General features: G+C 60.3%; 13 protein-coding genes. 5 read left to right on the forward strand and 8 right to left on the reverse strand.

What is annotated here, in order from left to right; genetic code table 11:
• Nucleotides 1-416 precede the first annotated feature (416 nt).
• Both AC4HNJ_RS07430 and AC4HNJ_RS07435 read right to left on the reverse strand, forming a co-directional pair.
• Nucleotides 417-2807, reverse strand: coding sequence for a phosphoketolase family protein (locus tag AC4HNJ_RS07430; RefSeq protein ID WP_490478921.1), 2391 nt, complete (start codon nt 2805-2807; stop codon nt 417-419).
• A gap of 880 nt (nt 2808-3687) precedes the next feature.
• The gene (locus AC4HNJ_RS07435) at nt 3688-4092 is read right to left on the reverse strand and encodes an RcnB family protein (RefSeq protein WP_490478922.1); all 405 of its coding nucleotides are present in this window, start codon (nt 4090-4092) and stop codon (nt 3688-3690) included.
• Between the two features lie 80 nt (nt 4093-4172).
• Here AC4HNJ_RS07435 and AC4HNJ_RS07440 point away from each other — a divergent pair, with 80 nt between their 5' ends.
• The 5 genes from AC4HNJ_RS07440 to AC4HNJ_RS07460 all read left to right on the forward strand — a co-directional run bounded on the left by AC4HNJ_RS07440 (nt 4173) and on the right by AC4HNJ_RS07460 (nt 9198).
• A complete protein-coding gene (locus AC4HNJ_RS07440) occupies nt 4173-4337 on the forward strand; it encodes a hypothetical protein (RefSeq protein ID WP_490478923.1) in 165 nt (54 codons plus the stop codon).
• Nucleotides 4338-4627: 290 nt separating this feature from the next.
• Nucleotides 4628-6046, forward strand: coding sequence for a cryptochrome/photolyase family protein (locus AC4HNJ_RS07445; protein WP_490478924.1), 1419 nt, complete (start codon nt 4628-4630; stop codon nt 6044-6046).
• A 143-nt stretch (nt 6047-6189) separates the two neighbouring features.
• Nucleotides 6190-6912, forward strand: coding sequence for a DUF1223 domain-containing protein (locus AC4HNJ_RS07450; RefSeq protein ID WP_490478925.1), 723 nt, complete (start codon nt 6190-6192; stop codon nt 6910-6912).
• A 262-nt stretch (nt 6913-7174) separates the two neighbouring features.
• Nucleotides 7175-8227 (forward strand): hypothetical protein, encoded by a 1053-nt coding sequence (locus tag AC4HNJ_RS07455; protein WP_490478926.1) that lies wholly within the window; start codon nt 7175-7177, stop codon nt 8225-8227.
• A 146-nt stretch (nt 8228-8373) separates the two neighbouring features.
• Entirely contained in the window at nt 8374-9198 is an 825-nt protein-coding gene (locus AC4HNJ_RS07460; RefSeq protein WP_490478927.1) for a YkgJ family cysteine cluster protein, read from the forward strand.
• Here AC4HNJ_RS07460 and AC4HNJ_RS07465 read toward each other — a convergent pair.
• The 6 genes from AC4HNJ_RS07465 to AC4HNJ_RS07490 form a co-directional block, all read right to left on the reverse strand.
• Nucleotides 9161-9577 (reverse strand): hypothetical protein, encoded by a 417-nt coding sequence (locus AC4HNJ_RS07465; protein WP_490478928.1) that lies wholly within the window; start codon nt 9575-9577, stop codon nt 9161-9163. The genes AC4HNJ_RS07460 and AC4HNJ_RS07465 overlap by 38 nt on opposite strands.
• A 128-nt stretch (nt 9578-9705) precedes the next feature.
• The gene (locus AC4HNJ_RS07470) at nt 9706-10857 is read right to left on the reverse strand and encodes an aminotransferase class V-fold PLP-dependent enzyme (protein ID WP_490478929.1); all 1152 of its coding nucleotides are present in this window, start codon (nt 10855-10857) and stop codon (nt 9706-9708) included.
• Nucleotides 10858-11001: 144 nt separating this feature from the next.
• The gene (locus AC4HNJ_RS07475) at nt 11002-11565 is read right to left on the reverse strand and encodes a hypothetical protein (protein ID WP_490478930.1); all 564 of its coding nucleotides are present in this window, start codon (nt 11563-11565) and stop codon (nt 11002-11004) included.
• 383 nt (nt 11566-11948) lie between these two features.
• Nucleotides 11949-12401 (reverse strand): precorrin-2 dehydrogenase/sirohydrochlorin ferrochelatase family protein, encoded by a 453-nt coding sequence (locus tag AC4HNJ_RS07480; protein WP_490478931.1) that lies wholly within the window; start codon nt 12399-12401, stop codon nt 11949-11951.
• A 344-nt stretch (nt 12402-12745) separates the two neighbouring features.
• Nucleotides 12746-13825 carry a TQO small subunit DoxD gene (locus AC4HNJ_RS07485; RefSeq protein ID WP_490478932.1) on the reverse strand — a complete coding sequence of 360 codons (1080 nt, stop codon included), beginning with the start codon at nt 13823-13825 and terminating at the stop codon, nt 12746-12748.
• 52 nt (nt 13826-13877) lie between these two features.
• Nucleotides 13878-14879 (reverse strand): substrate-binding domain-containing protein, encoded by a 1002-nt coding sequence (locus AC4HNJ_RS07490; RefSeq protein ID WP_490478933.1) that lies wholly within the window; start codon nt 14877-14879, stop codon nt 13878-13880.
• Nucleotides 14880-14900 lie beyond the last annotated feature (21 nt).

Raw genomic sequence — 14900 nt, forward strand, 5'->3', positions numbered from 1 at the left:
GGGCTTCGTGCACGTCGAAGGACACCACATCCAGTGCTTCGGCACCGCTGACACCGGGGACATCGGTGAAGTAGGTCTGGTGAGAAAAGCCGTGCGACGACGCAGCAAGGATGTCCTGATGACCGGACATGTGAAGTTCCCTGTAGTGATGACGCGCGGAAGAAGCGGCGCGCGTCAGGCAAATGAGGCAGGGAACATAGGGCTTGCATGTGGGGGCGCAAAAGCCCGAACAGTCTCAAAGTGTGGCCAGCCGATAAATAGGCACGCACGGGACACGGTCGCCACCGGATTTGATGGCGGCAGGCTCAAGCCACGTCACCCTCTGCTGCGCGACAGGAGAGGGTGAGCTGCGTATCGCGAAGGTACGGGATTGGTCCCATCGGATCGCGATGTTCGAATCGCGTCCGCAGCGGCTTTTATCGCACCGAAGAAAGCACGTTGGCTTCGATGTGTATCGGCCACTGCCAATGCTGCACTTCTGGGAGATCTTCGCCGTATTCGCTGATGTAGAGCTTGTGCTTTTCCATGATCGACCAATAGCGCGCGGTGGCTGTGGGTACCTGCGCGTTGAAACGCGGAATGCGGCTGATGGCGTCGAGCGAGAGCTGGTAGCGGTCGAGGTTGTTGAGCACCACCATGTCGAAGGGCGTGGTGGTGGTGCCTTCGTCTTTGTAGCCGCGAACGTGGATGCGGTCGGCGTGGCGGCGGCGATAGGTGAGCTTGTGGATGAGTGTCGGATAGCCGTGATAGGCGAAGATCACCGGTTTGTCGGCGGTGAACAGCGCTTCGAAGTCGCGGTCGGATAATCCGTGCGGATGTTCGGACTGCGGTTGCAGCACCATCAGGTCCACCACGTTGACGACGCGGATGCGGATATCGGGCAGGTAGTCGCGCAATAGCGATACGGCAGCCAGGCATTCGAGCGTAGGCACGTCGCCGGCACACGCCATCACGACATCGGGATCGCTGTTGTCATTGCTGGCCCACTCCCAGATGCCTGCGCCGGCCGCGCAATGTTTCGCGGCCGCATCGATGTCCAGCCACTGCCAGGAAGGCTGTTTGCCGGCAACGATCAGGTTGACGTAGTTGCGGCTGCGCAGGCAATGATCGGCGACCGACAACAGGCAGTTGGCATCGGGTGGCAAGTAGATGCGGACGGTCTCTGCCTTCTTGTTGGCGACGATGTCGATGAAGCCGGGATCCTGATGCGAAAAGCCATTGTGATCCTGTCGCCACACATGCGACGTGAGCAGGTAGTTCAATGATGCGACCGGTGTGCGCCAGGGAATATGCCGCGCCACCTTCAACCACTTCGCATGCTGGTTGAACATGGAATCGACGATGTGGATAAACGCTTCGTAGCAGGAAAAGAAGCCGTGGCGTCCGGTGAGCAGATAGCCTTCCAACCAGCCTTCGCAAAGATGTTCGCTGAGCACTTCCATCACGCGACCGTCGCGATTGAGATGATCGTCGGAGGGTTCGATGGTGGCCATCCATTCCTTGCCGGAAACGTCATAGACCGCATCCAGTCGATTCGAAGCCGTTTCATCGGGCCCGAACAGGCGGAAATTTTGCTCAGCCAGATTGAGCCGCATCACTTCGCGCAGAAAGCCGCCGAGTGTCCGCGTGGCTTCGCCTTGCACCGCGCCCGGTTGTGGCACATCGATGGCATGCTCGCGAAAACTCGGCAACTGCAAGGGCTTCAGCAACTCGCCGCCGTTGGCGTGCGGATTGGAGCCCATGCGCCGATGGCCGGTCGGTGCAATGGCGGCGATTTCCTGGCGAAACCGACCGTTTTCATCGAACAACTGTTCGGGCCGATAGCTCTTCATCCATGTTTCCAACTGCTGGACGTGCTGAGGATTTTCAAAGTGCGCAAGCGGCACCTGATGCGAACGCCAGGTGCCTTCCACTGGCAGTCCGTCCACTTCCTTGGGGCCGGTCCAGCCCTTGGGTGTGCGAAACACCAGCATGGGCCAGCGCGGGCGTTTGCATGTCGTATCACCGGTGCGTGCAGCGCGTTGAATGGATTGAATGCGCGCAAGGATGTCGTCGAGCGTACTGGCAAGCTCGTGGTGCACCGTGTGAGGATCGTGACCTTCGACAACGTAGGGTTCGTATCCGTAACCGCGAAACAGATCCAGCAGCTCGGTACGGGGGATGCGCGAAAGCACGGTCGGATTGGCGATCTTGTAGCCGTTCAAGTGCAGGATCGGCAGCACGGCGCCATCACGCGCCGGATTGAGGAATTTGTTGGAGTGCCAGCTGGTGGCGAGGGCACCGGTTTCGGCTTCGCCATCGCCGACGACGCAGGCCACGATCAAATCCGGATTGTCGAACGCGGCGCCGTAGGCATGCGCCAGCGAATAGCCGAGCTCGCCGCCTTCGTGGATGGAGCCGGGCGTTTCCGGTGCCACATGACTCGGCACGCCGTAAGGCCAGGAGAATTGCCGGAACAAACGCTGCATGCCGTTGCGGCTGCGCTCGATCGCGGGATACCGCTCGGTATACGAACCTTCCAGATAGGTTTGCGCCAGCAGGGCCGGGCCGCCGTGGCCGGGACCGGTGACGAAGATCATGTTCAGATCATGCTGTTTGATCAGCCGGTTGAGATGCACGTAGAGCATGTTCAAGCCGGGAGTGGTGCCCCAGTGTCCAAGCAGGCGCGGCTTGATGTGCTCGCGCTTCAATGGCTCTTCCAGCAAAGGATTGTCGCGCAGGTAGATCTGGCCCACGGCGAGGTAATTGGCGGCACGCCAGTAGGCGTCCATTTGTTCCACGTGTTGGGGTGACAGCGGTGTTGGCATGAAAGCGCTCCTGATGATCGACGGCATGGCGCAGCTGGCACGGGTCAGCCGGATGTCGAGGGGATGAGCGAGAGTCGGGCATGCCGTTTAGGCTGCGATGCTTTAGCCCACGAAGCATTGACGTAAATCAATCCGTCATGGAATGCCGCCGTGAAAACATCGGCAAAACCTGCCGCCGTCCGCGCGCTGTCCACGCCCGCGGATGGCGGCAGTGCGGTCACCGCATGTGGAATTCGGCAAGGCGCGTGGCGCAGAGGCCACGGTGTACCGAATCACCTTCCCCGACCGCACGCACAGCATTGTGCGGTGCGTGATGCCGCGACTTGATCAGGATCAAGCGGAACGCTCGTCGCGCTATTGTTCTTGCACGAGGCGGACACAGGGTGCTGTCAGGGACGTATCACGCGCTTTTGTAAGAGCACGCAGACAGCAGCGTGGTTGACGCAGTTGAAAGCGTCGTTCGAGGAGATCGGCGACATTTTTCATCATGGCGACGGGTGGCAAGTGCAACCATGATGACCAGATGCGTTCTGCATGGCGGGCGTGGCGCCGAGGCAGCGTGGATTTTTCGGCAAAGATAAGCGTGCGAGTGCACGGCTTTGGATGATTAACGGCTCGTTGGTGCACGCAGATCAAGGCCGTTTGCAGAACGGGTATGCATTGCACTGCACTGCACGAAAATGTGCTGCTGCACGACGGGTGCGAGCGTGAGATCCATGCACGCCTTGGCGGATGGCCGGGTGGGATCAGGACCGTTGCCAGAGGCGCCGCGCATCGAAGCGATCGCATGGCAAGGATCAACCAGGAACACAACGTATCGGGGAAAAACAGTCCCGCACAGGGCGGGACTGTCGTCAGCTAAGCCAGCGCCAGAACGCGATCAGTGCCCGATGATTTCCTGCACGATCAGGCCGGTCGCCAGTGCCACCAGCACGAATTGACCGTTGTCGCCGCGAATCCAGTGATAGCCCACCGGCGGTGCGTGCAGGTGATAGCGCGCGTAGTCGTCGACATAGAATTCCCGTCCACGGTAGCGCTCGGGCAAGTGGTCGCCGCGACCGTAATGCCTATCCCAGCCCCCATGGTGACCGTGGGCGTCATGCTCATTGCCGTGCCAGTGAGCATCGTGGTCATCATGGTGGCCATGATCATCGTGATCGCCATGGTCATGGTCGTCGCCATGCCAGTCCTGGCCCTGGTCATAGCTGTGCGCCATCACTGCGGAAGCCGTGAAGGTCAGCGCAAAAAAGGGAATGAATGCGGCTGCGAGTAGCTTTTGTTTCATCGTGTGAAGGTCCCCATGGGCCAGAGTGATCGTGCAGTCGTACGCTCGACTGCTCGAGGCCGAAGAGGAGACTAGCGCACTTGACTGAACAGCATCCTTCCATGACCGCCGCTTTGCGAGCGGCATCGCTCTTTTTTGCAGCAACGATCCATGACATGGTGGCCGTGACGTCTGTGAGCGAGTCTTCGAAAGACGTCTGCTTCGTCATGCCACTAAAAGGCCGCGCAGTTCAGGCCCGGTTCTGAGTGATTGCGCCACTCATGCCATCGCGGCCGGCGCAAGCAAGCCAGGATGCGTTCTTCATCGCAGCGAACGGGCTATGATCGTGCAGGAGCGGGGTGGGGATACTCCGGGACAGGTGGTTTTTCCCGCTGGCAGGGTTTTCGACGAGCCCATCACGCCACGGCTCGTTACCTTGCCAGGGATGGAGGGCGTCCATGGCAGCGCCACTGCGATTCGATGAGGGACGGTGAAACGCTAGGGGGACAGTGCGCATGGTTGTTCATATCGATCGTCACGCAAGATGGGTGTTGCCATGACGCTTGCGATCATGCTTTTTCGTCGCGACTTGCGGTTGCTCGACAACACCGCGTTAGTGGCTGCGAATGCGGCATATACGCGCGTTTTGCCGCTTTATATCTATGGGGAAGAGGAAGAAGACCCGTGGAAGATGGGAGCTGCCAGCCGCTGGTGGCTTCATCACTCGCTCGATGCATTGCGGACGCAACTGCGTGAACGCGGATCGGCTTTGCATCTGCGCAAGGGCGATACGCTGGCGGTGCTGCGTTCCATCATCAAGCGCACGGGCGCCGAGGCGGTGTTCTGGAGCAGACGGTATGAACCGTGGGCCATCGAGCGCGACCGGCAGATCAAGGCGGCATTGCGCGACCAGGGTGTTGCGGTGCACAGCTATTCGGCCAATCTCTGGTCGGAACCCTGGCAGGTGCAGACCAGGCAGGGCGATCCCTATCGCGTTTTCACACCTTACTGGCGAAGCGCGCGACCGCAGATTACCCTCACTCCGCCATGGCCGGAGCCTGCGGATATCCACTGGATCGAGTTTCCGGTCGGATTGCCGCTATCGGATTTCGAACTGCTTCCGCAGGCTCGCTGGGATACGGGTCTGGCAGAACACTGGCGTCCCGGCGAGCACGGTGCGCACGAGGCGTTACAACTTTTTTGTGAAGACGCCATGGTCAACTATGCAGAGGCGCGCGACATGCCGGGCCGTCACGGTACCTCGCGCCTCTCTCCTCATCTGCATTTTGGCGAAATATCGCCGCGGCAGATTTATTATGCGCTGCATCAATACATGCAGCGTTTCACGGCACGCCGGCGTCCGGACATCGAGCCCTATCTGCGCGAACTGGGTTGGCGCGAATTCGCTTACCACGTGCTATTCCACTATCCGCACACGCTGACCGAAAGCTTCAATCCACGTTTTGCTGATTTTCCCTGGGAGCCAGCCACCGAGGCACGGTTGAAGCGCTGGCAGCAGGGGCGCACCGGTATTCCGCTGGTGGACGCAGGCATGCGCGAACTCTGGCATACCGGCTGGATGCATAACCGCGTGCGTATGGCCGTAGCGAGCTTTCTGACTAAGAACCTGCGCCAGCATTGGCTGTGCGGTGCCCAATGGTTCTGGGATACCTTGGTGGATGCAGATTTGGCCAACAACACACTGGGCTGGCAGTGGGTCGCGGGCTGCGGGGTCGACGCGGCACCGTATTTCCGCGTGTTCAATCCGGTGCTTCAGGCGAAGAAATTCGATCCACAGGGTGTCTACCTGCGCCGATGGCTGCCCGAGCTTGCGAGCTTGCCCATCAGCCTGCTGCACGAACCATGGAAGGATCCCGAGGTGATCAGACGCACCGGTTATCCGGCGCCAATGGTCGACCTGGCCGCGACGCGGGATGCGGCATTGAGTGCGTATCAGTCCTTGCGTGAAGCCTGAGCGTCTGCGCGAGCGTATCCACGGATGCGCCGTACGTCAGCGATCTGTCGGGACGGCGTAACTCCCGGGCATGGGGGAGCGAAGAAGTGCATGAATGGGCAGCCGTGCACGGAGACGGCTGCTCGCACCAAGCAAGGATTCCCATGCCCCGTCTCATATCGATGTACCGGATGATTGCCGCAGGTCTTGTGCTTCTGTGCGGTATCGCTTCGGCTCAGGAACCATCTTCGTTGCCGCCGCAGAAGCTTGTTGTCGTAGAGCTGTTTCAAAGCCAGGGTTGTTCATCGTGTCCGCCAGCAGAGGCGAACCTCAACGCGATTGCCGGCGAGCCCGGCGTATTGGCCCTTTCCTATGGCGTGACTTACTGGGACGGTCTCGGCTGGAAGGACACGTTCGCGAGCGAAGCCAATACGGCGCGGCAATGGGACTACGCGCACTATCGCAGCCGCGATACGGTCTGGACGCCCCAGGTCTACGTCAATGGCGATGTGGATTTGATCGGGAATGATCGCCGTCGCCTTGATGACGCCATCGATCACGCCGACAGCGATGGACCATCGATTGCGTGGTCGAAAGATCAGGTTATCGTGAAGTCCGCGCCGACGAATAGAGCCGGTGAGGTATGGCTGGTGCGTTATGACCCGCGCACGCTGCACGTGGCAATCGGCGGCGGCGAAAACAGTGGCCTTACCTTGCCGCAGCGTAACGTCGTACGTGAACTCATCCGTCTGGGATCGTGGCGTGGAAATGAACAGGCTTACGCGCTGCCGCCGCCTTCCATGTCTCATCTGATGACAGCGGCGCTCGTTCAAGTGCGTGGCGGTGGAGACATTCTAAGCGCATCGATACAAGACAGCCGGCCCTGACAACGGCATACGCGAAACATCGGCATGCGCCATGTGCGGCGCAGGCATGTGCACGCTATATGTTTGTGCATGGATACAAGGATGTCTTGATGCATGTGCTGGAGAGCGGCGTTGCCGGAATGTGCTCGCGTCGACATTTTTCGCGCATCGCATTCGTAACCTCGTTTGTTCCTCGACGAAGAACTAGAGCCCGATGCGCCGGTTCCCTGACTGCGCATCGGGTCAGGGGGATCACTCTTTTGGTTCGATTGAGGACGTACGCATGAAAAAGACACTTTGTGGCATGGCTTTGCTTTCCTTGCTGATTGCCGGTTCGCTCTACGCACAGGACAGTTCGTTGTCGAGGGACAATGATGTTTTCGTCGTGACGGCATCCAATACTGCGCAAAATCAGCTGTTGATCTACAACACGCACGGCGCCCTGCTGGGGCAGGTGCCGACGCACGGTGAAGGTGGCGTGAGCGGCAATGCCGGCGGCATTGCGCAAGATCACGATCAGCTGGCCGTGGTCAATTTTGGTTCCGGCAATGTTTCCGTATTTGATAAAGAGCGTGGCCAGAATGGGTTGCGTTTCGAGAAACTGGTGCCCGCGCTCACCAATCCGGTCAGCGTCGCGTTCGGCAACGATCATCTGTACATCCTGACGGCCGGCTATATCGAATCGCATCGCATCGATAGCAATGGCGTCGAATCGACCGCAGATGGCAAGGCGAAGCTGGTCATTGGCGACGGTTCGGCGGCTCAGGTGGGTGTGCTGCCGGGGCAGCTGATGCTGACCGAGAAGAGCAATGCGATCGAAACCGTCAATCTGGATGGCCGTGGCGCGGTCAGCGGCACGACGAAACTGGTGGCGAATATTCCTTCCAACGTCAACGCGCCTTTCGGTCTGGCGACGCGCGGCGCTGATGCATATGTGTCCATTGCGCATGCCAACGAGATCAGCCTGGTGCGCAATGATGCCGTGCTCACCGTGACGAGCTCCGGTACGCAGTCGGCGCCGTGCTGGGTGACGCTTGATGGCCCGTTCCTGTTCTCTGCCAATTCTCCCAGCCAGTCGGTATCGCGTTATGTGGTCTACGGCCAGAAGATCATCCAGGACGCAGCGGTGGTCGCCAAGTTCAGTGGTGATCCCACGGATATTACGTATCAAGAAAACCTGGCCGCTGTGATCGACGCGAATGGAAGTGTCTCGCACGTTTCCATTTTCAATGTGGACGGCGATGGCAATTTCACGCTGCAAGGGCTTGCCACGATCCCCAGCGCGGCCACGAACGGCATAGCGATTGTGCGTGAGGATCAGGGCTTCAACGAGTAAGGTTGGCGTTTGCCGGCCATGCCAAGCTGTCGTGCCTCCGTCAGAGGAGGCACGATGGCTGCCTTCATGAGGCCCGGACGGCAGGCTGGCGGCAGCAAGGTACGAGGACGGCGACGAGTGTCGGCATCCGAAGCGAAAGGAGAAACATGGCAGATTTCAATTTCGGATGTACGTCGTGTGGCAAGTGTTGCCATGACCTGCGCCTTCCCTTGACGCCCCGCGAGGCGATCGCGTGGTTGATGCGCGGCAACGGCGTGATTGAGCTGCTATGCGAAGCCATACCGTGGCCGGAGGAACCGGATCCTTCCAATGGCCTGGCGGCCTACAAGCGGCGCCGGTCGTTTGCGGCACGAAGCGGTGATTTGCCGATACGTGTGATCGCTACGCTGACCGCGGTCTATGCTGGGGCCTGTCCCAATCTGAAAGCGGACTTTCGGTGCAATATCTATGCGGAGCGGCCGCATGCTTGTCGTATTTACCCGGCCGAAATCAATCCGTTCATAGCGTTCTCGCCGGCCAACAAGCTTTGTCCACCCGAAGCATGGACAGCATCCGCACCTTTGCTGCGTGATGGCGAAGTCGTCGATGCCGAGACCCGCCACCAGATCGTGCAACTGCGCGAAGAAGGGGTGCAGCAGGCGCATGCCATGCAGATGCTGTGCGGCAAGCTCGGTATCGCAGGGGCGGGTCTTTCAAACGAAGGATTCGCCGTGCACGCACCTGCCGCCAAGCAGCTGCTTGAAGCGCTTCAAGGTTTGGACAAGCAGCAGGATGCGGAGGCACGTCCATCCTGGGTAATCCGATCCAATCAGGACAACAGCGTGCGGGTGCTCCGGTCGGTGGGTGCCGAATCACGCTGGGTGGCCAGTTCGCCGGCGGGATCGACGGGATATATTGGTTTTCAGGCAGACACTATCGGGAACCCGGCGGACGTTAACCCCGCGTCGAGCGGGCACGCAGCCGATAGCTGATGCTGGTGAGAAGGGCACCGGCGACGAAGATGGCCGGTGGCACCAGGCCGCGAACCAGGCCGACATATCCCGGCAGCACCACGACGGCCACCCAGATGGAATCCGCCCAGCCGGCTACGCACAGGTTGAGCCAATAGCCGCGCCGATCATTGCGCCAATTCAAGCTGAGGCCGACGATGCAGACGAACAGGGCAATCGTCAGCATGTAGGCGGCCAATTGATAAATGCGGCCTTGGGCAAGCCCGGACTGGGCATGGCCTAGTTCATAGATGTCCCATGCAACGCGGACGTGAAAGATGCCCCAGGCGGCATACATCAATCCTCCCAGGCGTGCCAGGACGGTGGACAGCGTGTGGTCGGACGAAGCGGACGGGTGCATAGGGTTGCTCGCGTTCTGAGAGAGGGCGGAGCGCAGCGCGGCAGCGGCTCGCGGGGCATTCCGTCTGTTCTTTCGCTTAGATCGTGCCTGCGTTACAGCGGGACGACCGGTGCCGATGGTTAGCGTGATTACCAGCGCGCATGTTCGCGGAGGGCGGAGAGCAGCGCATCGACATCCGCCTGGGTGGTGTAATAACCGAGGCTGGCGCGTACTGTGCCGCCCAAAGGCAATGTGCCGATGGCCTCGTGCGCCATGGGGGCGCAATGAAAACCGGCGCGCAATGCGATGTCATAGCGATCGAACAACAGCTGCCCGACATCTTTGGGATGCTTTCCCGTCAGGTTGAATGACACTACCGGTGTCTTGTGCTGAACATCGGTGTGGCCGTAGATGCACACACCGGAAATCTCTGCGAGCCCTTGCAGCAAAGAGTCCAGCAGATGTGTTTCGTGCTGGCGAATGGCGTCGAGGCCGGTGTCCATCACCCAGTGAGCGCCGGCTGCCATGGCCTGGATTTGCGGGACGGGAAGGGTGCCTACCTCCAGCATGTCCGGCATGATGCGTGACATTAGGTGTTCACCGGAGTCGCTGCCGGTTCCGCCTTCCATAAAGGGCGGCAGTGCCACATCGTCACTGACGTACAGCGCACCGATGCCTGGAGGACCGTAGAGTGATTTGTGAGCAGGAATCGCCAGCATGTCCACCTGATACTGCTGCACGTCGATGGGTAACACTCCGGCAGACTGGGCGCCATCCAGCACATAACGTTTTCCGTATTGCCTGGCGAGGCGCCCGATCTGCTCGACCGGAAGCACCGAACCGATGACATTGCTGGCATGTGTCGTCGCAACCAGCCGGATATTCGGCTTGGTTTGCAGCAGCTTCTCGTATGCGTCCAGACGGAAGGGTTCGTTGTCGCTATAGGGAACGACATAGAGTTCGATCTGCTTGTCGCGCACCATCTTCCTCACCGGGCGGGACAACGCATGGTGCTCGAGCGCGCTTATCACGACACCATCGCCCGGCTGCCACGGAAACGCCTGCACAGCGAGATTGAGCGATTGCGTACAGCCGCCGGTGAAAACAATCTGCGAGGGGTTTTCTATGTGAAACAGATCGGCCAGCGCCTGCCGCGCCTCGTTGAGCGTGAGCGCACCTTCGCGCGAGATGCGGGACGTTCCGCGCTTCGCGCTGAGGAAATGGCGAAAACCTGCATCAAGGGTTTGATACACGGTCTCCGGCTTGGGCCATGAAGTGGCGGCATTGTCGAGGTAGTACATGGCGAGGCTCTTTGAGTGCGAAAACCAATGAGAAATACGTGTATCCGTGACAGGTTGCCATCACACACTGTTTTGAGCCGCTCGCCGAGTGCCTGAAGTCGGGCACCTCGGCGAGCAGTCATGGCAACAACCACCCGGAACGCATCAGCCGTTGTTATCTTCAGGCGGCGTTTGTGCCTGGCTGACGGTCAGCCCGAACAGTAATTGCGACTCGACGCTCTTGATCGTGGTATCCAGGTCAGCTGCACTGAGGTGATCCGCGTTCACCACGCGCCGGGACCGATCGATGAGACGGGGACCGTCGCACAAGGCGGCAGCTAGCATCACGTCGTCCTTGTGGTGGTGGACGCTGCGCAGCTCGGGTGAGGCGCTGCAATAGCTGCTGTTAGTGGGGAGTGTGTCGCCGCCGACATAAAGCACGACGCGAGGTGCGATAGTCAGCCCGGGCGCCGTCGGTTGCTCGGCTGAAAAGCGCCTGGCGGTTGTGCCTTGCGGAATGTGCGCCACCGTCTCGGCATGACTCAGGCCGGGAATGGTGCCATGCACTTCGACGGGTAGCGTCGCCATCTGCGGAGCCCAGCGGTCGTAAGTGTCGGCTTGCTCTGCCCAGCGCGTATGCAAAGTGCCTTGGCAGCCTGCCATGGCGAATGCAAGCGGAAGCAGCATCAGGGCGCGAGAGCCTATGGAATGAAGGTTTGCAGTGTTCATGATCGGATCCTCTGTCGTTCGGCGCCTGCCGTGCAGGCGTTAGCGAAGAATGTTGGGTGAGGCGCTGTGCTTGCCCTCGTGCCCAGTGCCATGTCGAAAACGTTTCGGTTTCGATTCGTTTTTTCCTGGCGCAAAAGAAGTGTGCGCCGATGTGAGCATGGCTAAAAATGCAATGTTTCTAACTTATCCATGCCTTTGATGCATGGATGATTCCAGCCCTGCATAGCCGCCTGAATGTCTGGTCTGCGATGCCCCACAGGGTGTCGAACGCCATGCATGAACATCGCCGCCCACGCGCGGTGTCGCGCCATGGCGAGTGCAGCACGGCTTGGATGGCTCGTAAGGTCAGCAGTTATGGGCGATGCGAGATCGCGCCGTCCTCGTTATCGAGGCCGCGGTGAGCGGCTGTACGTGCCTGCGTGGGGCATCGACGCGTCGACGATATCGGCTGGAACAACCTGGTGGGCGAACGTGCAGCGCTTCTCTTCCACAGCGGGTATCTGAAAGCGCGACAAGGCCGCGTTGTCGGCGACATAAGCGAGGATGCGTCGCATGCAAGCTTGCGCAGCGATTTCGGTATCCACCGCTTGATGCGATGTTGCAGCGACGACCAGCCATACGTCGTCCAGCCAGTCGGGATGGAACAGTCCTTTGCGATAGTGGATGCGCCCCGCGCGCGACCACGCCGCAAGACGACGGGAAATGCGCGGCGCGCCGAGTTCGACCTTGGCGCCTGAGTGAAGCAGGACGTCTACAACATGTTCGGCCGCCGCGCCTCCACCCACCACGAGCACGGTGATGTTCTGAAGATTGACCAGCAAGGGAAACAGGTTCATGGCTGTGCCTGACTCAAGCCGCGGAGATCATGAGCGGTGCCGTGTATAGGAAGCGCGAGAAGGCGTGTGAGCCGCGCGTAAACGGGATGCGATCGTACGCTAGAGAAGATGGCGATCCGGCGACGGCACCGACCGTGCTTGGTGTGGCATTGACGCCGCTGAAAGATGCGGCGCGGTCGACCGGTGTTTTCGAGCTTGAGGGATGGACGACGCGACCATCGAGGGCCGGTAGGGCGAGTGTGGGCAGATCGTAAGTGTGCAGGGCCTGCACTGTAGGGCAGATCGTCATCAGGCAGGCAGCCATGACCAACCGATCATGGCTGCCGTTGCCTGGCGTGACGATGTCAGGGAAGGTTGAGCGGCAGTGTCCATGCGCGGCCATTCACCGAGGTGAGTTGCAGCAGGTAATGACCGCTTGCCAGAGAGAGCGAGGGTTGTGTGGCCGGCAGGGTCAGCGTTGCCTTGGAACCGATCGGACCGATCAGGCCGAAGGGTCCGGTGTGGATCTTCTGGTAGGCATAGTCGTTGCGGAAGGCCGCCTTGGGTAGCGCGGACAGTTGCGCGGCATTCCAGCTCTGGATCAGCTTTCCCTTTGCATCCGTCAGTGCTGCGCGAACGATGTCGGAAGGCGCTTCCGGCGTGCCCGCATCCACGTAGGCCTTGAAGCGGACGTGTCCATCCGCGGTCAGTTGGCCTTCGCTCAATGCCCAATGATGAGCAGTGGGGCTGACCGGGCCGCCATGAAATGGCGATACGACGGAGCCGCGATAGTAGTCATAGGTGCCGACGATGAAGATCACGCTGAGAGCGAACAACACCGCGCTGGTTTTCTTGAAGGCTTTATCGCTGATGGGCAAGGGCGCGACGCCGCCGAGCCACTGGAACCAGCGCGCTTGCGCCAGTTGCGGACGCGTGCGGGCCAGCCAGCTATCCACCGACCAGGCGCCGCCGCCGGCGAGCAACAGCGTGATGCCCATGCCGAAGTTGCAGGCCGCCATCGTCCATTCGTCGATGCAGGTGGCGCCTTGCCAGCCGAACAGCAGCATCAGCATGAAGGCCAGGCCGATCGAGCAGGCGGCAGCGAGGCGTGTCAGCGTGCCGGTTATCAGCATGAGTCCGGCAATCAATTCGATGGCGCTGAAGAAAATCACGCTGGCATAGAGCCACACGAAATGCTGCAGGAGCCAGGAAACCACGTGTCCCATGCCAAGCAGCGCGCCGGGCATGGCGGTCTGGAATTTGTAAGCCATCCAATGCTGCGCATGCGGGTCGAGCTTGGAGGGTGCGTAGAAGAAGCGGCGCGAACCGCCACCCCAGTAGATCCAGCCCTGCACGAAGCGGACGGTGACGAGCGCCATGGCGGCCAGGTGCCATGCGTGTTGAAAGTCGGGAGTGTGTTTGATGGCAGGCGATGCGGTTTGCATAAATAAATGTCCTGTGGCCCGGCGCGATGAGAAATGTCGCGCCGGTACGCGCTCAGTGCGCGGCAGCGGTATAGGGCTTGAAGCCGTAGCGCTGGAAAATCGCCAAGGCTTCCTTCGACCGGATGAAATCCAGCCAGCGTTGGGCGGCGACCGTGTGCGGCGTGCCTTTCACGATGGCGCCGGCATAGACGGCCGTGGTGTTTTCACTGGCGGGAATATCGACGTGGCTGATCGGATGGCCGGCACGTTCCTGGAAGATCGCTTCCGATTGCCAGGTCACGCCTGCATCCACGCGTCCCTGCATGATCCACAGCGGCGTTTGCCGGTGGTGGATGTGCGTCAGTTCGGTGCTGCCCTGGTTGACCTTGGTGTCGTACACCGCGGTCTCCAACGTCTTGCCGCCGCTCTTGATCAACGATGCCTGGATCTGTCGTGCAATGCCTTCGAACTCCGGATTGGGCATGGCCAATCGCAAGCTCGGGCGACTCAGGTTCGACAGGTCGGTAATGTGCATGGGATTGCCGGCGGGCACCATGATGGTCAGCGTATTGGTGACGTACGGCACAGCCGGGGCCTGCAACATGCCGGTGCCGATTTGCTTCTGCACGGCCTTGAGTCCGGCCAGGTAGACATCGGGTTTCACAGTCCAGGTCATGTTGCCGACGGTGACCGTGCCGCCGGCTTTCATCTGGCGTACGAGCAGGCCAGGGGGAATGGTTTCCCAATACAGGCGCCCTTTGTATTCGGGGTATTTCGCTTCAAAAGCGGCAACGAGCGGCGCCATCGCGAAGAAGTAATTGCCGCCGACGTAGAGCGATAGCGCGGGATGCAAAGGGTTGCCGTGGAAATCGGCGAGGTTGTCCGCATCGGGTACGGTGAACTCGAAGCCGCGATGGGCTGCGTCGTTGTTTTCGCCGTGTTGCCATGGCGGCGCGAACTTTTCGCTGGCAGCGTTGGCGCTTTGAGGGAGGGCGGAGGTATTGGGCAGGGGACTTGCGTGGGCAGCAAGGGCCAGTGCCCAGGCGGCGATGGCCGCTGAGAGTTTGATCGACATGATTTTCTCCAGAAGATGCTT

It is taken from the genome of Dyella sp. SYSU CM1112 (assembly GCF_058216415.1).

Excerpts from the sequence above, each read along its gene's own strand:
- AC4HNJ_RS07460 (WP_490478927.1), top strand. The coding sequence starts at position 8,374 with ATGGCAGATTTCAATTTCGGATGTACGTCGTGTGGCAAGTGTTGCCAT.
- AC4HNJ_RS07465 (WP_490478928.1), bottom strand. The coding sequence starts at position 9,577 with ATGCACCCGTCCGCTTCGTCCGACCACACGCTGTCCACCGTCCTGGCA.
- AC4HNJ_RS07435 (WP_490478922.1), bottom strand. The coding sequence starts at position 4,092 with ATGAAACAAAAGCTACTCGCAGCCGCATTCATTCCCTTTTTTGCGCTG.
- AC4HNJ_RS07480 (WP_490478931.1), bottom strand. The coding sequence starts at position 12,401 with ATGAACCTGTTTCCCTTGCTGGTCAATCTTCAGAACATCACCGTGCTC.
- AC4HNJ_RS07430 (WP_490478921.1), bottom strand. The coding sequence starts at position 2,807 with ATGCCAACACCGCTGTCACCCCAACACGTGGAACAAATGGACGCCTAC.
- AC4HNJ_RS07470 (WP_490478929.1), bottom strand. The coding sequence starts at position 10,857 with ATGTACTACCTCGACAATGCCGCCACTTCATGGCCCAAGCCGGAGACC.
- AC4HNJ_RS07450 (WP_490478925.1), top strand. The coding sequence starts at position 6,190 with ATGCCCCGTCTCATATCGATGTACCGGATGATTGCCGCAGGTCTTGTG.
- AC4HNJ_RS07485 (WP_490478932.1), bottom strand. The coding sequence starts at position 13,825 with ATGCAAACCGCATCGCCTGCCATCAAACACACTCCCGACTTTCAACAC.
- AC4HNJ_RS07475 (WP_490478930.1), bottom strand. The coding sequence starts at position 11,565 with ATGAACACTGCAAACCTTCATTCCATAGGCTCTCGCGCCCTGATGCTG.
- AC4HNJ_RS07455 (WP_490478926.1), top strand. The coding sequence starts at position 7,175 with ATGAAAAAGACACTTTGTGGCATGGCTTTGCTTTCCTTGCTGATTGCC.
- AC4HNJ_RS07490 (WP_490478933.1), bottom strand. The coding sequence starts at position 14,879 with ATGTCGATCAAACTCTCAGCGGCCATCGCCGCCTGGGCACTGGCCCTT.
- AC4HNJ_RS07445 (WP_490478924.1), top strand. The coding sequence starts at position 4,628 with ATGACGCTTGCGATCATGCTTTTTCGTCGCGACTTGCGGTTGCTCGAC.